At 60.2% G+C, this 20460-nt stretch carries 7 protein-coding genes and 1 pseudogene; 3 read left to right on the top strand and 5 right to left on the bottom strand.

Annotated features, from left to right (window positions below; all coding sequences use genetic code 11):
• Positions 1-75 precede the first annotated feature (75 nt).
• Together UC34_RS12190 and UC34_RS12185 are read right to left on the bottom strand one after the other, a co-directional pair.
• Positions 76-9630: a hypothetical protein gene (locus UC34_RS12190; protein ID WP_157123173.1), complete on the bottom strand. Its 9555-nt coding sequence runs from the start codon at positions 9628-9630 to the stop codon at positions 76-78.
• Positions 9624-10916, bottom strand: a complete 1293-nt coding sequence (locus UC34_RS12185) for a hypothetical protein (protein ID WP_044455755.1) — start codon at positions 10914-10916, stop codon at positions 9624-9626. Before UC34_RS12185 ends, UC34_RS12190 begins: the two co-directional genes overlap by 7 nt.
• Positions 10917-11057: 141 nt before the next feature.
• On the opposite strand from UC34_RS12185, the pseudogene UC34_RS26230 reads away from it, so the two are divergent.
• Both UC34_RS26230 and UC34_RS26000 read left to right on the top strand, forming a co-directional pair.
• Positions 11058-11228, top strand: a pseudogene (locus UC34_RS26230) (XdhC family protein); the annotation flags it as partial.
• Between the two features lie 23 nt (positions 11229-11251).
• Entirely contained in the window at positions 11252-11374 is a 123-nt protein-coding gene (locus UC34_RS26000; protein ID WP_257786680.1) for a hypothetical protein, read from the top strand.
• A 192-nt stretch (positions 11375-11566) separates the two neighbouring features.
• Here UC34_RS26000 and UC34_RS12180 read toward each other — a convergent pair whose 3' ends face one another.
• Both UC34_RS12180 and UC34_RS12175 read right to left on the bottom strand, forming a co-directional pair.
• Positions 11567-13084 (bottom strand): DUF1254 domain-containing protein, encoded by a 1518-nt coding sequence (locus UC34_RS12180; RefSeq protein ID WP_044455754.1) that lies wholly within the window; start codon positions 13082-13084, stop codon positions 11567-11569.
• Between the two features lie 28 nt (positions 13085-13112).
• The gene (locus tag UC34_RS12175; RefSeq protein ID WP_084070582.1) at positions 13113-14570 is read right to left on the bottom strand and encodes a DUF1254 domain-containing protein; all 1458 of its coding nucleotides are present in this window, start codon (positions 14568-14570) and stop codon (positions 13113-13115) included.
• 632 nt (positions 14571-15202) lie between these two features.
• On the opposite strand from UC34_RS12175, the gene UC34_RS12170 reads away from it, so the two are divergent.
• Positions 15203-18244 carry an autotransporter family protein gene (locus tag UC34_RS12170; RefSeq protein ID WP_052811013.1) on the top strand — a complete coding sequence of 1014 codons (3042 nt, stop codon included), beginning with the start codon at positions 15203-15205 and terminating at the stop codon, positions 18242-18244.
• A 252-nt stretch (positions 18245-18496) separates the two neighbouring features.
• On the opposite strand, the gene UC34_RS12165 is transcribed toward UC34_RS12170, so the two are convergent.
• Positions 18497-20392 (bottom strand): J domain-containing protein, encoded by a 1896-nt coding sequence (locus UC34_RS12165; RefSeq protein ID WP_072617470.1) that lies wholly within the window; start codon positions 20390-20392, stop codon positions 18497-18499.
• Positions 20393-20460: the final 68 nt, after the last annotated feature.

Raw genomic sequence — 20460 nt, 5'->3', positions numbered from 1 at the left:
ACGCCTCCCCACAGCCACGCGCCACAAAGCGTCAACATGTCGTTGTCCAGAAGGCGTCAGTACGATGCGTTGCCATCACAGTCTGTCGCTCACGCCGGCAAGCGGCACGAGCAGCCGGCCAAGACGCAGCAACGGCTGACCCGCCCCGTCCACCGTACGCAGGGTCACGGCGACGACAAGGCGCCCGCTTGCGTCCACCGGCTCCGACGCGAAACAGTCGACTAATGCACGTGAAGCGGCCAGGCAAAACTCGCCCACACCTAATGCCCCGACCCCCTCGCCAACCTTTACGCCGGCGAACTGGATCTTCGGGTCCGGCTCGGGAAGAAAGTCGGGCATGCCAGGAGTCAACACGCTATCGACGAGATCGACCATTCGCCCCGACTCGTAGTCGAAGCGAATCTGCACCGGGCAATCCTTGAGCTGCCCCTCAAACACGGGCCGAAGCGCGCGCTCCAGACGTTGAGCCAGCGTCTCGTTGGAAATCGCGGGCAACGCAATCGATGCGCGATTGACAAGGTTTGGCACAACCACTTGCTGCAGATACACCTCAGGCGTGCGGTAGACGAAGCAGCGCTTGATGTCATCGATGTTGGCGTTGCGGCGAACGGACCCTGCAACCCACACACTCTGCAAGCGCACGGCGTCCAGGCCACCAATGTCGACCCTGCGCCGGATAGGGCCGCTTTCCGTGTGATTGAACTCAAACGCCGCGCTCAAAGGGCCCAGTGTCGTCTTGACGCCCTTTTGCGGCTGATCGGACAGCATCTGGAATATCTGGACATCCAGTTTGCCGTCGCCTGCATGCGGCGTGGGGGGCGGGTTGTCATCTTGAAGGTGATCATGGTAGCTGAACTCGGTCTTTCGACCTGTCGCCGTTGCCGTGTCCTTGATGATGAAGCGATCCTCCAGCAGGTCCGTCGATGCCCGTAAGTTCTTGGTCGTTCTAAACGCCGACAAGACACATTCGACGGCTTCGGCAAAGCGCTCGCAGGCGTTGTTGAACCGGCTTTGATCGGCTGCCGTGCCGGCTCGCGCGACACGTCGAGCGCTCTCGGCGGCGATCACGGGCCAGTAGGGTGCGATTCGGGCTTCGAAACCGACAAGTCGCTCCAGCAACCCGGGGAATACCGGTTGTGCCGGTGTCTGCGTGGCGATCGCCTGCGCACCGAGCGGCGCGTTGTAAATCATCCGTGCGCAAAACTGATCGTTGCGCCGAAACTCGGCCTGGAGATCGAATCCGTATCGCCAGCGGCGAGCCATCGCCACCGCTTCCTGGTAGCTTGTTGACGTCGCGCCGCCTGAGTACGCCACCGTTGGCGCCCAAAGCACAGGCGGCTTGGGATTGCTGCGAGTCGGCGTCGGTGCTTCGAGCGTGTCACCGGTATCGCCTGTATCGCCTGTATGGCCCGCACGCGCGATGTCAACGACGGGCAGGCTCGGGCGGTTCGCGTCGGCGCCATTTTTTACCGGAACAATGCTCAACCAGCGCGAGGTTGCAAGCTTGCCCGGCGCGCCGCCCCCTTCGACCACTCGTTCGACGTGCGTAATCCGATAGGAAACGGGGCCCGCGGCGCTAAGTACGACCTTGGCGTCCGGCGAATCAGGCAGGATCGCCATGGCCAGATCCATACGCCCGTTGTGCAAGTCGATGCCGCGCGTAAGCGCACGAAAGCCCTTGAGGGTTCCTGCGGCGTTGCCGAAGGTGACTTGCCCGTAGAGCTTCGGGCTCGAACCGTCGGCAAACCAGCCCGACGGCATAGCAGAGCCGAGCGATTGCACCAACACGGACCCGACGGATCCATACCGTTGAAGATCCGCGGCACACGCTTCACGAAGCATCGTGAGCGCTTCGCCACGTGCGAGCGGGTCGTCATCCCTCTCGCGCAGGCCTACCACATGCTCCCCCATGAGCAGCGAGTCCGAGGCATCGGCCAAACGGCCGAGAAGCGTCAGCTTGGCCTTAGCCACACGGTCGAATGGTCTTCCGAGTGCCGAACTTGCCGGCACGCGTGCCGTCATCGGAGCGTTCAGCGGGGAAAGAAACTCGTCGATCTTCGTGAGGAACAGCGAAAGCATCTCGTCGCTGTCGCGATCATGGGCTCGGATGGTGACGTTACGTTCGTCGAGCTTGGCGAAAACGCCGCTGGGGTCCAATAGCGGTGCAGTTACCTCCACGCTCATTGGAGACAATGCGAGCGGCCGCGGGGCGAAGCAACGTGCCTTGTCTGCGCTGCGCGTCGGGATGACGCGTGCATCGACCGACCACCAGCCAGTCCGACCATCGTCGGTAGTCCCCACGGCGGCCCAGACAAGTGCCGCGCTCCCCTTAGGCGTGAACGCATTTTGAAACGCGGCGGCGAACGACTGATCGTTTAGCGTCGACTTCATCTGACATGCGATCTGCTGCACACCGGGCGCGGCGTCATTGGCGACGAGTGCGGAATCGCGCGTGACGGTCAATGTCACATTGAGCGGGTTGTACGGCTGATCGCCAAGCTTGGGGATATGCACGACGTATGTGAACGGCCCGGGCAACTTGCCTGCGCCATCGAGATAGGCCGCGACTCCTCGCAGGTAAGAAGCCAAATCCGCAACGGGCAATTTGGCGTTCGCTACAGCGCCCAACCCGGAAGCGACGGTGACATCCACGCCCGGGCCGCCAAGCTGGTCGGCAACGCGCCGCAGGCCCGTCGTTGCGAGTTGCGACGCGCTCTGGCCGGGGGCATAAGCATTGTCGGGGGCAAACGTCATCTCCAGCGAGTTGGTGCCCGCGGCCCCAGGTTGGTATGTCGCGCAAATACCGGGCCAGGCGTCGAGCGCCGTGAGCGGATCGTGATACGTCAACCGAACGATCTCGGGTTTTCCCCATGCACCCAGCCGATTCCCGTAAATGTCTCGCCAGCCGAGCTTGACGACGAAGTTTCGGCCTACGCCGGCGTATGGGCCAATACCCTTTCCCGCAGCTTCTGCCAGACGCGCCAACGGGAGCAAGAGGTCGTAACGCAAGCTCGATGCGGCGTAGCCGGCACGGGTCGCCTCTTCCGCCAGCCAGGATTTCAATTGTTCGGGGCCGTCGCTCGGGACCGCACGCTCCGACCCTAGGGGCAATGACTCGTCAAACTTGATGAGAACCCTACCGGCATCGTCTTCCACCTGGAACTCCAGCATGTCGAACTGGCTGCCAAGATGCGCTGACATGCGCTGTTCGAGCACCGTCGACTCTTGCGCGTCGGGTGGGCTTCGCCAGACACGAACCATCTCGGTGCCCGGGGGTCGCAGGGCGACGGCCTCCACCAGACCGGGCAATCGGGGGGCAAGCTGCGTTGCGGCGGCCGCGTCTGCGAGCTTCGCAACGACGACGCGCGGCTTTGCCGCCGGCGCCGCGACGGTCGCGATATCGGCGGCGTTTTCAATGCTCACGGCATTGATCGCCGCATGAGGTAACGATGCCCCCGGGGCGTACTGCAAGAAAAACGTGAGCTGAATCTGCGTGAGCGCTTCAAATCGCTTGCTTAGCGCCAGGGCGACCGACGCGGGCAAGATCAAGTACGTTCCGCCACTGTTTACCGACGCAGCGCGCTGCAGAATTGATAGAAATCGCAGACGATCAGTATTGGCGAGTGTTGCGTAAAACGACTCGTCGTCCGATGGGGCTGCGAGGGCAAGTCCCTGTCTATCGGGAAAAGGGCGACGCTCGACAGAGACGGTGGCTCGCGCAAGCGATACGTCCTCCGCAATCAGATCGGGGCGAACAAACGTCGTGTTGCCACTGGCGTCGGTGGCTTTCCAACCGATCCGTAAGGTCGAACCATTCAGACGTTGAGTGAGGGCGGTGGCATCCCCCGATAACAGTGCATCCAATCCTCGTCGCTCGAGCTCGCTGGTCCCAGCGACCTGGAAGCAATCGGGCAGGTACTTTACCGCGTCGACTGAGCGGTCTTGCATTGCGCTGGCGGGGCCGTTTTGCACCGGCACGCGCTCGATCGCCATGTCGAAAACGAGCGTACGCAGTGGCGTTGCCAGCGGCTGCTCGACAATTTCGGACTGGTCGACAGTTGCCGATTGTCGCGCAAAGAAGAGAAGTTCGGCAGGGAATTCCGGGGATGCCGGATGATCGAGTTGCGCGCGCAAATCCGCACTTAACTCGACAAGCAAACTCCGCGTTGGGCTGTCCTCGCGATCGGCAACACGCACGTGGGGGCCTTGCACAAAGGCACGGGGTAGCCAGCGGATCGACGGCACATGCAGATCCGTCTGTGCGTCTATCCTCGGCAGCAGCGTGCCAAAGAGCGCGATGCGCTCGCCGTCGAGCGGCAAGCGCGCCTGGTCCGGAATGAGCCAGGTCGATGCGCCCGTGCCGACGATGCGTACATCGGACATGCCCTTCGGCGCAACATCGAGGAACCAGCCGGCCTGCTCCAGAAGCGGTGCATATCCTGACGCCCCCAGCGCGCGCACACCGCTGTAGAAGAGACGTCCCGTGCGTCCCGCGATATCCGGCCAATGACGCTCGATGCTGTTCCAGAGCTCTCCGAGCGAGAGGTGGGTGGCCTTGCTCGTGTGAGGGTCGAACGCCGACTCCATGGCCTCGACAACCGTGAGCGCAAGCAACTGACACCATTCTCGAAACAGCCGCGTGGTGAGCGACAACGGCTTGCCGGACGCCGCCAACAAGCGAGCAGGGCGGCGCTCGATCTCGGCGAATTGATTGTCGAGATGGTCGACCAGGTTCGATACCTCACTGTCATTGAGCGCTCCGAGGGTGTCCAGGTCGACAGACGTGCCGCCAACGTCGAGCACCAGCCCCGGCGGCGCCGGAAACGCGTACGCCTCGACGCTCGCGCCGTCGCTGACCATATCCAGACGAGATCCCGAAAACACGCTCGCGAACAATGTCTGAAGCAAATCCGGGTCGATGTCGCCAAGACTTTGCAACTGCGCCCGGAGTTTTACGAACCCAAGCGCCGACGCATCCAGCTCGGAGTTGCAGAAGACGATCTGGTTAGCGCTGGCTGCGTCAGGCGCAAGTTGCATGGCAGCCCAGCCGACGAGCGCACGGCCGATGACTTCAAAGGGCTGCTGGCCAGCATTCAGCCCGTCGTCGGCTATCCAAAGGAACGAAGGGACGGCACGCCCTACGGGTGCGCCATCGATTTGCGCGCGAATCGCATCGAATGCAAGGCGCAAGCGGAACGGTGTCGGTGTCACATCGAGCTTGCCGATACTCGGCGGCGCCCACGTGGGAGGATCTGCGAGCCGCGGCGCATGGGCTTTCAGTAGCCCCTGGGCCGGCACTCTTGCGGGGAGCTCCCATTCGAAACGCAGTCGCGTCCGGTAGCTCAGTCGTACCGAAATCTTGATGGTGCGTCCGAATACACGAATCTTGCCGATGACGACTTCGACGCTCACTTGCACACCAGCTTCACAGAACAGCCGCACCGGTTCCCCGGTAACGAGTGCGATGCCCGAGGCCACCCAAAGGCGGATCAGCAACCGCGCACGGATCAGCCTAAGATCGACCACGCCTTCGATCTCGGCGATGATACCGACCTCTCCATACAGCGCGATGGCGTAACCCGATTGACTTTTGAACCGTGCAATGGCGCCTTCGACACGACCGAAGACCGAGACACTCAGGCCGGCCCGGATCGGGCCGCGTTCGAACTCCCGACCCAACCCGATTCTGAGTGCGATACCGGCCCTGAAAACATGGCCGACGTCGTCAAATTTCAACGCGGGGACGGCTTCCCGGGGAACGTAACCGATGAAGACGCCGCCCTTGCCGATGAAGGGGCCGCCTTGCACCACGAACGAACGGCGATAGTCCATGTCCTTTGGCATGCCCAGATCCACCAGGAACCCGCCGTTGGTATACAGCTCGGCATGAATGACACCGAGCGAAACCGAGACCGCGCCAGCGTCGAACCTGCGAAGAAAATCCGGCGGCAGTACCTCCCCCACGTATCGTCCGACGCCGTCCGCCATCTTCTCGTAAAGCAAATCGAGCGACATCAACGGCAGGGCCTTCGGGTCAGTGTTCAAAAGCCCGATGTAGGCGCCGTAGAGATCCGGGTCACGAAGCACCAGCGCCAGTTGCGCGATATCAAAGAACGTGCCTTCGCCCGCAATGAACCACTCTCGCGACGGTGCGTAGGTCAGTACGCCACTCTCGCTGGCGAACTTGACGAACCGATCCGTGTCGTTACGGCCAAATGACAGTTGGTTACCGAGCCACTCGACAGCCCCGTTCGCGCTTTCCAATTCGTCGAAATGGACGTTGACGCGTTGGGCCATCGTCAGTCGATTGAGTGCGACAGGGGATTCGGGATTCTTGTCCTCGAAGCTCGCGAACCAGCCGGGACGCGCAAACGCACCTGCGCTCTGACCTAGATCGCAGAACAAGAAAAGCGTGAATCGCTGGTCAGGCTGCTTCGGCAATCGTTGCCCCAGGACCTGAAGTACGCAGTCATCCGCCGACAAAATGAAGACGTCTTTTTCATCGGGCTTCGCAGGATCCTTGCTGACACGCTTGAGGTTGAATTTCTCCGCGGTGAGACGCAACACACCTTCGAGACCAAGGTCGATTCCGCCGGCGCCTTCCCCGAGATCGAGCCTGAAACCAATCGCGAAAAAGTTCCTCAGGTTCGGCGATCCGGACGGCCAATGCGGTTTCCATCCGATAACCAGTTGCAACTTGAAACGGTCGAGCTTCTTGGCGAGTGCTCCCAGCGACCCGAGATCCAGATCGAAGTCGAATCCGAACTGAAAGTCGGCAGACGGCTCGTATTTGTCGGTCGGTAACTTGATGCCGCCGAGCGAGAAGAAGCCGAGTTTCGCCAGATTGAAGTCGCCAAACCTGAAGCCCCGTAGCTTGAGCGGGAATTTGTTCAGCAACGACCCGGCCCGGCGCTTGATCGCCCCGCGGTTGAAGCCCTCCAGATCGAACCGCAACGACGGGTAGTCGAAATGTATGGCGCCGAACGGCAGGAGATTGAACTGAATCCCAAATCCGTTGAAAGCGAGGCCATCGACGCCCAGCAAATCAAACTCTCCGATCTGACGCAAGTCGATGTTCCCATCGAGAACATAACGCCCTTGTCTGACACCCCCTTCGAGCACAGTGAGCAACGAGACGCGATCGATCTGCACACTGGCGACGATGGAGGGGTCGGCAAAGGTCAACTTGAATAGCGCACCGTCGACGGCGCTGGCCGCAAAGCTGTAGCGATCCTGCCTCACGCCCGCCTCGTTGACGCGCGCTTCGTTGACGCGCGCTTCGTAGGTGCCGACCAGATTGAGAATCTTGGGCTCGCCATTCGCTGCACGTTCTGCCGCAACGCCAAACATCTGCAGGATCTTCAGTTGCACCGTGCACTCGAAGCGATCCACCGTGTCGTTCTCCACACGAAGGACGAGCTTCGAGACCCGCATCGAAAATACCGGGTCTTCGTTGTCTGCTCCCGCCCATTGCCCGTTGGATCCGTCGTAGTTCACGAGCCCGAACATGGCCGTCGGCCAGCGGCCGTTAGTCGCGGCGAACGGGTCGATAGCCGATAGATCGATGCCGAGATGGTGGACGTTGACACTGCCCGGAAGTCCGGGCGCGATGGCCGCCAACTGCTCGGGTAGACCGGCTGTCGAGAGTGTCGCGTCCAGAACGAGAACACCGTTCCAGTTTGGGTTCTTCAAGCGTTGCTGAAGCGGCGTCAGATAATCGCTGTCGCTGACGAGCGCCGCTTCGAGTTTCGCGGTTGCCCGGGCAGCCAGCGGCGGCGGGCAAAACTTCGCAGCCGCAGTCCAGTTCCGTTGATCGGCGTAAATGTCGGAGATGGCGCGGTCGTCGTACTTGATGATGACGATTGCGTCGTCGCCGAGCGTGGCGCCCCAGCCGGCCATGACAAGTTCGCTCAGCAGCGTCGAATCGAATCCCAACGCAACCAGTTGCGCCTTGCGGGTCACGAGGAACAGACGGTTGCCGGCCAGTACCGTCGCCAACTGCAATTTCGCATCGACGGTCGTCGCGGAAATGCCGAACGCTGCCGCGTGAGTGGCAGGTGTCCCGCTGTCCTGTCGAGCTGTCTGGCCAAAGATGATTCTCGACCACGGAGCACCATCCGAGGGCCGCTCGGCGAGATAGCCCTGGGGCGTTCGGGCTTCCTGCGGGTCGCCTGCCATCCAGGTCATTGCGGGAAGCGAGCTCGCGCCGCCCAGCTTTTCCCGGCGCACTCGCGCGAGAACGTTACGCTCCACCTGCAATCTGGCGGCAGGCGAGGAAGCCGCCGGTGTCGTCAAACCCAAAAGGCCGACCATCGGAAAAGCGATGTCGGGTGGGGACAGCCGCGTGGCCTTGAACTGCATCGCCCCGGTGACAGGGCCAACGTAGCCAGGCATCCCCTCCGGATCCAGCGAGAGCGCCCGGGTGCCGGCGCGCCCGGCCTGGTAACGAACCCACGCGGTGCGGCACTGACCGTTGACCGCCTGCAACTCCTCGCCCGCAGCAGCCGCCACGGCATTCGCCCCGGTAATCAGCGCAGGCCCGAGTTCAAATTGGAGTAAATCGCCGTTCGCCGAGTCGATGTGCAGCGACTCCATGTTCGACAGGCCCAATCCGAGCCGGAATGCAGCGGCGGTACCGACTGTCACGCGAAACGGACCGTGCGGGGTCAGTGCATGATCAAGTTCGGCCAACACCCCGGTCGATAGCGACAACACCTTCGGTGACTTAACGAGTCGAAATCCCACGTGCGGCGCATTTGCTGCGCGCGCGATGCTCACGGGCTGACCATGAATTGCATGCAGGTGGGTTTTCAGAGGCGCAGCAGGCGGATAGACCATGCTGCGCGGCAGGACAACGCCTGCACCGCCCACTTCCTCCTCGTAGGGCGCGGCCAGATCCAGCGCGAACTCGAATCGCTGCACACCATCCAGCGCATAGAGCGGGTAAGTGTGCGCGACGATATTGGCCTTGGGCGGCGGCAGGTTGGTGGGCTCGAAATAGCGCATGCCGATGCCGAGCTTGTTGCACGCTGCCGGGTCGACGTCGAGATGGAAACGAAACACGCCTCGCTGCGCGCCGCTGAGATCGAGGCGATAGTTTCGATCGTCGTTCGCCAACGGCACCACACCGTCACTGCCACCCAGCGTCAATCCCAGTCGCGCGCTGGGCGTTGCAAAACTGATGACAACCGCGTCGCCATCGCCCAGGAAGGTGGCGCCGCCCGTGATATAGGACGTCCAACGTCCGTTGCCCGCCAGTTCACCCCGGTCGACGCCGAGTTTCAATTCGACCGCTTGGGTAATGCGCCCCGCCGACGACGTACGGATGACCTCGTTGCGTCGTAGTTCTCCGCGAGCGGAAAACATGGCCAGTGCAATCGTGTCCGGGTCATCTGCGCCGAGGGCATCGATCGCGCTGGCCGCTCGCATTGGGAAATCCGCCGCGATACCGACAGGAAGCATGGGAAACAGGCAGAGCGTGCCCTGACTCAGATGGGCAACCGGATCTATCGAATTGGGAAGCGCACTTCCAGAGCGCGCGAGGAATGCAATTCTTGCGCCGGCAAGGTTGGAGGCAAAGTCGACGGGGAGATAGAGGCGGCTTTGTCCCGCCCGGAGGTAAGTCACCATTGCAGACGATCTCCCGGGAGAAGGGGGATGGCTAACGCGTTAATTCCGGCATTCGATACATCGACAGGGGTAAGCCCTGCGTCGAAGACCCGCGACATTTTCAAGCGACCGAGCGCACGCGACAGACGCTCGCGTGCGGCCGGGTCTTCGGACTGAACGATGCTCGATGCCGAGGCGAAAGGACGCGTCGTCAGGTCCGGCGCTAGCATGGCGAGGGCGTCAGCCAGTGTCGTTCCAACGGCAACGACATTCGGCGCGCCATTGAGAAAGACGGTGAAGGACGTGGAGAATACGCCGCGCTCGCCGAATCGATAGCAGACAACGTCGTGGCGGCTGCACAGCGTCGACAGGCGAACTTCAGGCGTGTCGGGCGGTGGCTCCGGCGGGGGACGAAACGCCGACCAGATCTCCGGGGCAGGGGGGATTTTCAGGCCAACGAGGAGCGGAATCGTCGTGGGGTCGGGTTCTTCACTCTGTGCATACATCGGCAAGTCTCGCGGATAGACCGCCAGCAGGACAAGCGAATCCCGCGCTGGCACAGAGAACTCGGCCCAGGCGCTGATGCGGTAGATGTTGCCGTACTCGAACGCGGTATTGTGCAGGGGGCCGAAGTGGGACGCGGTCGCGTCGAGCGTGACGCCGCCATGCGAATCGTCGGCGACCCAGGTGCACACCGCTCCCTTTGTTTTCCAATCGCCGGTTGTGTTGTCGCCGGCGACGGCATCGTTTGCACAAACCTGCATGCCAGGCCGCAAGAGCACGGTGCGCAGATTCGTGGTGTCGCGCGAAGGAATATAGAAGACCTCGTCGAGCTGCGCCGTCGGTGTCAGCGGTCGTTGTTGCAGCACCGTCCTGATCAGGCTCGCGCGCTCCGCCGCAGGCATCGCGTAGCAGGCGCGAAAATCGATGTCGCGATCCCACCAGTCCGCGAGTGCCGCCTCCAGTCGGTCGCGGTCTCGAAATGTCGAGGCCGGCGCAGTGAATCGGATTCCGAAGACACTCTTGCCATCCCGCAGCATCGACACCGGCTGTGCCTGAATCTGCCCGAAGCTCGCCTCGGGCATGCAGGTCGCCGCTTGGTTTGCCGGGATGTAGATCGTAGAGAGCCGTCCATCCCTCTGCGCGAAGGTCGTCGGGGGAAGTACCTCGATGCGCGACGCTGTTGCGCCTTCATCGGAAGCAAGAATCTTGAATGGATGCGGGGTGGTGCACCCCGTGGCGGTGAGCACCAATAAAAGCGCGAGTCTGGTCATCAAACAACGGAAGTGCGTCGTTTTGGCCTTCATGCATATTCCCCGATATATGCTTTTGCATCCTTATACTGTGGCGGGGTACTTTTCGCAATCCTCCAAATCGATGATCTTTGCGGTGACCGCTTAACGGTGTGGAAGCGCGGGCGCTCAATTCGCTCAGATCGTGGAATGTGCCATCATCTTCGCTACCGGCTGCTCGTGATCGGGGCAGGGCAGCGCTCGCGCTTCTTTTGCCAGTTCGCCACCGGTCTCGACTACCACGTGAGCGTGTGCGATCCGCGTGAAGAATATGCCGATCATTGGGGCGTCGATGGCGTGACGCTCACGCGCGACATACCGGACGACGACCGACCGAAATCGCCATCTCGATGCTTGCGGAAATCACGGCGGCCAAGCACGGCGTTGCGCTTGCCGCCGCAACTTCCGTTGCTCACGCCAAGAACGCGGCGGCAGGCGCCGGTCCGGTGTTTCTCTCGTCGTCGTGCCGTTGAAGCGTCAGGGACGGGGTGCGCCAACTCGCCTGTCAGACGACGCGTTCCATCAGGAGTTGTTCGAAATGCGTTAGTGCAACCGTCTGACTCGGTTACTGGCTTTGCGCGCGTAGATTCAGAGTGCATGGGGCAGTACCCTTTGACAGCAAGCGCGGACCGTCGAACTCACTTTCCGAGGGCCCGCGCTCCGACTTAACGAATTTCTGCAATGTCGTTAAGCTTCCAGCGCTTATCAAACCATGCCTGCAATGGACCATAGAGCCGGAAAATCGTCATCCAGCTCTTCCCTGGAATTGTCTGGATCCAGTTGGACTCTTTTCCGACGGGGGCTTGTGGCCCAAAATACAAATCCACCGAACCGTCTGCGTTCTTCTGCAGATTTTTCTCGCTGGACAGGCTTGGGAATTGTTGATCGGTCTGCAGCATGGACCGCGTCTGCGTGTCATACAGTACGACGGACCAGAAATCCTTTACCGGGACGTCCGGCGCAACATGCAGCGTGTACATTTTGCTTCCGTCGAAAGCCTGACCGTTAGCATCGTAATTGGCCGCCGCGTATTGTGACCCGATGCCGGGCATGGCGACGGCCATGGCGGGCGTGTCGATGGTTGCCGCGTAAAAAAACATGGTACGGGCGTCGAAGTTGCGCGCACCCTCGTTCAGCCATTGGTAACTTCCGCCAACGAATGGCGTGTTCCAGTGGCGATCGGGATAAATCAAAGTCGCTTTGTCTCGACTTGCGAAATCGATAGCGCGAGCCGTCGCATTTCCCACTGCGACAGCATCAGTAAGGATGCCTCGCATGCGATCGTCAGGTGCAAAAGGTTTTCCTTTCTGCAAACCAATGGAAGCGAATATGCCGGTCATATCGGGACCGTAGACGCCTGCCGGTTCTTCCTGAATGATCTGATTTACCTCCTCGAAGAACTTGAAGTTATTTGCGTGCACCGTGTTCATGACTCGCCCCGACAGGTTCACGAACTTCGTTGGGGGCGGACTTGACGCCTCAGAGAGTCGATACACCTTCAGACCGCGCTTGAGAGCATCGACCCCTGGCTTCGGATCGCCATCTTTCATGAAGGCGCGACCGAATAGCAGATTGCCAAAGGTAGGGGGGCTCACGACGAAATACCCGGATTTTGGAAGTGCGCCCGCGTAACCCGGGGGGACGAACAAGTATTTCCCACCGTGCCCCTTATCGGGTCCCGCATTGCCCATATCCGTCACGTAGCGAAACCAGAAATCGTCTACCACGCCAAGGATGTTCGGTGGCGTTTCAACGACCACTGGGCCGTCTTTCAGGTCCATCCAGTTCCAGAAGTAAACCGTCTCTGTGTTTGCGGTCAGATACAGTGACTTCGAATCCATCAACGTCTCGAAAACGCCGACTGTATTGCCGACAGCCCCCACTTCCCGCAGCCCGGTTCTGATCGCAACGAGTGACGCGCCGGGGATGCCGGACAGAAACGCTTCGACACCGCGCTGAAAGTCAAGATTGTCATAGACCTTTTGCGCCGTTTCCCGCGTCGGCACGCCGTCGAAATAGTTGAGCCTTCCGATTCGCGTCTCGACCACCGAAGGTGTGGTGATTTCCGGTGGAATGGGAGTCGTCATCTTGTAGGTTCCCGGCGTTTGCACCGAAGAACACGCGGAAAGACCTGCAACTCCCAACGCCACAATAAGCGCCGTATAACGGATCGGCATTGACATTTCAGTGCTCCTTTGACCAGGGCTGTGCTTACTCGACCAATTTGAAGTCATAAAGCCGATACGACGCCTGAAGATATGGCTCGAGCGGACCATAAAATCGCAGCAGCGCAAACCATGCGCGGTCACGGACCGTCGGAATCCAGTTGGCCTCTTTTCCTGCAGGCGCCGTAGGCCCGACGTAGAGGTCCACGCTGCCGTCGGGATTCATCATCAATGCTTGCCGCGATGACTTATCGGCGATGCCTTGAGAATTATTGACGAGAACGCGTTGATCGCTGTCATATACGGTGAGTGACCAGAACAATTTGGCCGGAGGATTGGCAGGAACATGCAATACGTAGTTCTTGTTCCCATCCAACGCACGACCCTGATCATCCGAGTAGGCGCCCAAATAAGCTTGTCCGACACCGGCGCGGCGAGTCGTCATGCCCGACGACGTGGTCACTGCCTGATAAAAGTAATCGGCACGTTCGTCAATTTGTGTGTAGTACTGCGACTCTTGCGACGTATCGAAGCGAATCACATATCGCCAGCGCGAATCGGGGCGATACAAGGCGCCTGGCGCGCGCGTATTGAATGAGTTCGCCTGAGCAAAGAGTTCGCCCACGCGCGCTCCGTCTTCCAGGATTTTCTTCTGACGCTCATCGGGCCGGAACGGCTTTCCCTTTTCGATACCCAACGGCACGAGAAGGCCCATCATCGCCCGATCCCGCTCCAATACGGGCTCACGCTGGATAATCTCGGCAAGCCGCTCCCAATACGCCAGGCCGCGTGGCGGCACTTGAGACCACTGTCGCCCCTCAGGTCGAATCAGGCGGGTAGCGGCAGGAGAACTCCGTTGGCCGTAGGGATACATATGGAATTGCTTAATAAGCGATTCCGCCTTTGCCGGGTCCGCGTCCAGTGCGCGAAATGCCACAAAAATGTTGAATGTTGGCGAATGAATCACGTGATAGCCAGCGGTGTTCTTCACTTGCTGACCGGGCCCCAGGACCAGATACTTTCCGCCTTTGCCTTTGTCAGGCCCAGTCTCGCCCATGTCTGTGAGCGGGCGTTGCCAAAAATCACCGATGCCCCCTGCGGAATTTCCCTTCGGGTAGTCAATGACCAGCGGCCCTGTGACGCTGAGGTCGGGAAAACCGCCTACGTACGGAGTCGTCGCGTTGGCGGTAAGTATCCCGAGCTTGTCCTGAATCGAATCATAAAGAACAACGTCCGTGTCCTTCGCACCGAACGCCGTCTTGGCCGAATATTGCCACTGCGCAAAACCCACAATCGGCAAGGCCCACCCGTAAGCCTGTGACGCGCGCTGAAAATCCGACTCATCAAACAGACGCTGCGCGGCTTGCGCATTCGCAGGGATGCCTTCCATTAGTTCGATTGTGCCCACCCTGGTCTGGACCGATGCCGTGCCAGAAGGGCTGGAAGCACAGGCATTTAGCACCAAAGCGCTCAATACGCATAAGAGTCTATGACGCGTCTTCATGGCGGATCTTCCTCATTAGATTTTTTGAAGCGCTCAAACGTAGTTCCAACGGATCGGGCTAGGGTGCATGGTTTGCGATCAACACAATGCCGACGCTTTCAAGCGCAATTTAATCTTTCACTCAACATAATTGCAATGTATTGCCCTCAAAAACATCAAAAAGTAATTTTTATTATTAAAAATACTCTTTTATTTTTCTGCATAGCCCTTCCAAAGATAAATAAAAATTACCGTCCTCATTGAAAATTACATAAACACAATATTTTCCCGCGAGCAATTCCGAATTATTGACGCAAGAATTTATAAATTCACCATGACATTTAAAAAATACGGATGCTAGAATTCATCGGAATTTTCCATGCATCCCTAACAAATATCTGCGATACAAAAACAGCAAAGATGATTCGACTTTGCGTTGATCTCGTCAATGCAGGTCTGCGGACGCGGCTTTTGCTCCTGGCGCGGTAAGCGCCTTCGTGCGATAGCTGAGCGGGCGCCTCAACGACTGTGAGCCGCATGTTTGGCAAGGTCACTGCCGGTTTAGCGTTGCGTGCGGTTGTCACGACCTGGCAGCCCGCGTCGAGATTTGGAATGTGCGACTTGTAATAGCTGTCTCGCCTCGGAGATTTCCAATGAACAAGCGCAGCGTGCAGCACTCCCGGTCGTTCAAACGCACTATTCTTTACGCAGCGCTTTTCGGCGATGCGCTGTCGTTCGGGCTTGTCGACTCGGCGCTGGCCCAGCAACTTAAAGTCACTAACACGACCACGACAAAGAGTGACCAGACGTATAACAGCGTGTCTTCCGGGCGCACGGGATCGGCGATCTACGTCACCGGCACAGGGCAACTGACCGGCAACAATCTCACAGCGACGACGAACACCTCCAGCGCGTCTGCCTTGGCGGCAGAAACCGGCGGATGGGCAACGCTGACTGGCGGCTCGCTCAGGTCGCCTTACCCTGGCACCACCTCCTACACGGTATTGGCACGCAACAGCGGATCGTCGATTACGTTGAATAACGTCGAGGTCACCAGCGGCACGTCGTCCGCCGTTGTCGCGACGGATTCCGCGCAGATTCGCCTTGTGGGCGGCTCGGTCACCTTGAATCGGGCCAGCGGCACCGAGCCGGCGATGGCGCTGATGACACAGTTCAACGGCACCATCACGGCGCAGGACGTCGCTATCACCGTGACAGGCGATCTGCTGCGCGGCGCTTCGTCCCTGAACTCGCTGGTATCGCTGACCGGTGGAACGGTAAATGTCACGGGCAAAAACTCTTACGGGCTTTACGCAGACCGCCTTGGGACGCTCGGTCAGCAGAGCGACGCGCTCACCGCCAGCGGTGTCAAGATCACCACCTCAGGCACGGGGGCCAACGCCGTCCAGGTGATCACCGGGGCAAGCGCGACGCTGACCGATATGAACGTTACGACGACCGGCGATGACGCCATCGGCGTGCACGCTGGTCTTGGCGCAAGCGTCAACGTGAACGGAAACACGTCGATCACCACCACTGGAGCGCGCGCGTTCGGGGCCGATGCAGGCGGCTTGCTCAACGGCACGGCGTCCACGTTGACTTTGAACGTCGCCAACGGTTCTATCGCGACATCGGGCGCACAGGCGCACGGCCTGCTGGCCCGCGAAGGCGGGTCGGTGACCATGAACGGCGGCTCGGTCACCGCCAGCGGCACTGACGCCGCCGCAATCGCGGCGCGCGCCTCGACGATTAACGTAAACGGTGCAACGCTCACGAGCCGGGCTGGCGTTGGCGCGTTGGTCGTCGGTAGTAGCGCCGTGGGCCTCGTCAACACGAATCTGAGCGCCGCAGGGCATGGTGTCAGCGTTCTCGCGCAATCGGGGCTCATCACTGCGATGGCCATTGAGCAACCGGACAGCGCTGCTCAACCCGTCACGCCGGGTACGCCTGTCGCTCCCGCATCCAACGCCGTCACTGTGCGGGGCGGCAGCATCACTGCAGGCGGCGACCTGGTTCATGTCGAAGGGGCGTCGGCCGACATCACCCTGTCCGGCGGCGTGCAGGCCACCAGCGCGAGCGGTCTTTTGCTCAATGCTTTGTCTTCCGGCGGCAATGGCAGCCGCGTCAATCTGGTGATGGATGGCGTCACCCTGAACGGCAGCATTGCGGCAGACGCCAGCAGCCTCGTCAACGCCAGCTTGCAAAACAGTTCGGTACTGACGGGCAAGATCGATCCGGTGAGCCTCGCCATCGACGGCACGAGTCGCTGGAATCTCACTGCCGACTCGCAACTGCGTGACCTGACCATGACGAGCGGTGCGTTGATCCGGTTCCAGCCGCCGACGGCGGGCGTGTTCAAATCGTTGACGGTGCAAGGTGCATTGACCGGAACCGGCACGATCGGCCTGAACACCGTGCTGGCGGGCGACGGCGCGCCAAGCGACACGGTGGTCATCAATGGAGGCACCGCAACGGGGACAACGGCCCTGCGGATTGCCAACGCCGGCGGGGCAGGGGCGTTCACCACCGCGAACGGAATACAGGTGGTCAACGCAGTAAACGGTGGTACTACCGCATCAACGGCATTTGCGCTCGACGGTCGCGCAGTGGCAGGCCCGTATGAATATCAACTGTTTCGCGGCAGCACCGACGGTTCCAATGCGAACGCGTGGTACCTGCGCTCGGAGCAGCCACAACCCCAACCCACCCCCGACCCAGACCCCGGCCCGCCAACGCCGTTGTATCGCCCGGAAGTGGCCGCCTATCTGGCGAACCAGCGTCTGGCCGCGCAGATGTTCGTGCACAGCCTCCATGATCGGCTGGGCGAATCTCAATACGTGGAAGGGCAGGGGTTCAGTCCCGGCGCCGACAAGCCGCGCTCAGGTTGGTTACGCGTAGTCGGCAAATGGGAAGGCAGCCGTAGCGCGGACGGCACCTATAAGACCAGCACGAACTCGGTGCTCCTCAACGGCGGCGCGGAGCTCGCCAAGTGGCAAGTGTTCGGGCAGGCGGACCGGGCGCATCTGGGCGTGATGGGGTCCTACGGCAACGCCAACTCCGATGCGAACGCGCGGGGCAACGCCTTCAACGCAAAGGGCAAAGTCGATGGCTGGAGCGTAGGCGCGTACGGGACGTGGTACCAGAATGACGAGCGAAAGCTCGGCGCGTACACCGACGTCTGGTTCCAGTACGGCTGGTTCACCAACCGCGTCGAGGGAGACGCATTGCCAACCGTTCGATACACGGCCATGGGCTGGGCCATCTCGGGCGAAGCCGGCTATGCCGTGCCCGTGCATAACGATTGGGTAGTAGAGCCTCAAACGCAGTTTATCTACGTCGGCTACAACGAAAATGACTTCGCGGAGCCCAACGGCACGAAGGTCACCGGCGCCAATGCACGCGGCTGGATCTCCCGTCTCGGCGCCCGTTTCTATCGGACCTTTGTACGCGACGATGCCAGGAAATGGCAACCGTACGTCACGTTCAACTGGTGGCATTCGAATACCAGTAACACGGTCTCGTTCAACGATGTCCCTCAGGGGAGCATGTATCCGTCGAACTGGTATGAAGTGAAGCTCGGCGTCAACGCCGATTTCCGCAAGGGCTTGACAGGCTGGGCCAATGTATCGGGCGCGTGGGGCGCGCAGAGCTTCTATCAATACGCACTGCGCGTCGGCGTCAAATACACATGGTAGCCGCCGGGACCTCCGCGCAGAGTGTGATCCGGGGCGGGCGAGCTGCGATCCCGCCCCAAGCGCCATTCATTTCAATGACTTACGCGACATCAAAAAAACGGCCAAATCTATCATTTAACATAATGTACATTATGCGAATAATGGACATCAAACAAACAACAGGCAGTGTCGCGTTACATTCGTTGCCGCCAAACCCTCTTTCACGAAAGCGATCGTCTGAGGGTTTCACGCATTGAAATCCGAATTGTCCGTTCACAGTACCGGTTTGCGCCCGCCATGGAGACTGAGCATCCATAAGCGCCATAACTCGAGGATCAACGTTGTACCGATATAAAGCATGACGGACAAGACAGCCACGTCCTCGGGTGGGCGGACTTTCGAGGCACCCGCAATCATGGAGCACGGTATAGACCACATCACGAAGATGAATATCCAATGCGTCAGATACCCCGTGAAGAACAGACTGAGTTGCACATTCACAACCGCACACCAGAGCCAGAACCCGATGAGCAACCAGATTGGCATTCCGCCATCTGTCGCGGGACTTAATTTCCACCCGGCAACGCCTAGCCCGAGGACAAATATCAACGCCCAGAATTGCGCCTGTTGGTGTACATCACGCATCCAGTCGCGCAATACAGGCTGAATCCGTAGCGCCCCGAACGCGAGTACGGCGCAGTTAAGAAATCCCAATCGGTCCAGATCGCCGGTCAGTCCGAACCACGTAAGGCTCGTCGCCAGGACATAGAACGGCATCGTCTCCAGAAGCGTCGTCAGATTCCGCAAGATGTACGGAAGGTTCACCACCAGCGCCCAAGCCGCACCAGCCAAAGACAATGCAGTTGCACCATACGTCATGCCAGTCCCTGACGTCGCGATTGAAACCGCCCCAGCCAGCGATGACACGCCGTACCAACCGTAGGTCACCAGTTTCCAACGCCCTACCCGTGCCTCCCACTTGCCACAGAAATTCCGAACGACTGCGCACACCTCGGGCCCCAACAGATAAACGCCAGCAAGCGTGAGCCCGCAGACGGCCACGACAGAAATCAAACCGCCAACCAGCACCGAGAGCAACCCAATGACCTCATGGTTTCGGAAAAAAGCTAGCGTGAGACTGTTTCGATCCCTGGAGACCAAGAGACTACCGACAGCTATCACGGCGATAAGGAGCACGGCGATGCAGGCAATGTTCCGTTGCGTTACTCGTGGGCGAAACACCGCATCACGCCACGCGTTGAGCAGTTCGGGCTCGAACACCCTATCGCTCAACACGCGCAGCTCGCCGTCCAGACGGTTAAGCGTGTTGCGCATGTCCACGAGCAAATCGGACGCGATGGGCTTCCAAAGCGCCGCGGGCAACTTGCCATCGAGAAGCTGTGACGTAGCGGGCGAGCCACGGCGGCCGCTGACGAACCTCGCAAGCTGCAGGTCGACGGACACACGCCAAAGTGCTTCACGCGCCAATTGATGACCAAATCGACTCGCGATTCGAATGTCTTGATCCCACTCGTATGCCTCGGCCAGCGCCAGACGTATCGCCGGCAAGCCATCCGGCCGGGCCGTGTAGTGAAGCGCATGATGTTCGAACGCATCCGCAAGCTCGAGACTCACGAATGCCGCCGACATTCGCATCGACGTCAAAGAATCGATAATTCGCGGATCGCTGCCCGAGGCCAGTTCCCCTATCGATGTAACCCGGTATTCCCCAATATCCTCTGGCAGATTATTCAGCCAAGCATCGAACGCCTTCGACGCCTGCAGTCCGATGTCCACCGAGTTGGCAGTTTCCGGCCCTGCCCCCCTTCCCCCTTCAAGCCGTTCATCAGCGGCCATTGGAGATGCCATTTCGGCCTCTGCATCCCCGGCCGTCGTCGAATCGGCAACAGGGGGGCCTGCACGGTCGGCAGCGGCATGTGCAGCATGATCAGCCGCAGTCGACGCCAAATGCGGGGCTTCCGTCCGATCACGCGCCCACGCCATAGCCGACTCGTAGGCTGTGCGAAGGCGCTGAAACGCCTCGGGATCGTCCTCCGGACGCGTCTTCTTGACCTGAGCGGCATAGGCTCGTCGAATCTGCATAACGTCGTCCGTCTGCGCGATCTGCAACACCTGCCACCACTCTGAGAAGGTGATTGGTCGATTCATGTCTTTAGGGAGCGTTGGATGACGAAATCGCGCGCACCTGCAAGGCAAGCACACGACGTCATTGATGC

The sequence above is a fragment of the Pandoraea vervacti genome, from assembly GCF_000934605.2.
Lineage (GTDB): Bacteria > Pseudomonadota > Gammaproteobacteria > Burkholderiales > Burkholderiaceae > Pandoraea > Pandoraea vervacti.
This window is presented reverse-complemented; position numbering and strand designations above follow the sequence as displayed.

Bases quoted from the DNA above. Each gene is read 5' to 3' on its own strand.
- UC34_RS12190 (WP_157123173.1), bottom strand. From the start codon at position 9,630: ATGGTGACTTACCTCCGGGCGGGACAAAGCCGCCTCTATCTCCCCGTC.
- UC34_RS12185 (WP_044455755.1), bottom strand. From the start codon at position 10,916: ATGAAGGCCAAAACGACGCACTTCCGTTGTTTGATGACCAGACTCGCG.
- UC34_RS26000 (WP_257786680.1), top strand. From the start codon at position 11,252: ATGCTTGCGGAAATCACGGCGGCCAAGCACGGCGTTGCGCTTGCCGCC.
- UC34_RS12180 (WP_044455754.1), bottom strand. From the start codon at position 13,084: ATGTCAATGCCGATCCGTTATACGGCGCTTATTGTGGCGTTGGGAGTT.
- UC34_RS12175 (WP_084070582.1), bottom strand. From the start codon at position 14,570: ATGAAGACGCGTCATAGACTCTTATGCGTATTGAGCGCTTTGGTGCTA.
- UC34_RS12170 (WP_052811013.1), top strand. From the start codon at position 15,203: ATGAACAAGCGCAGCGTGCAGCACTCCCGGTCGTTCAAACGCACTATT.
- UC34_RS12165 (WP_072617470.1), bottom strand. From the start codon at position 20,392: ATGAATCGACCAATCACCTTCTCAGAGTGGTGGCAGGTGTTGCAGATC.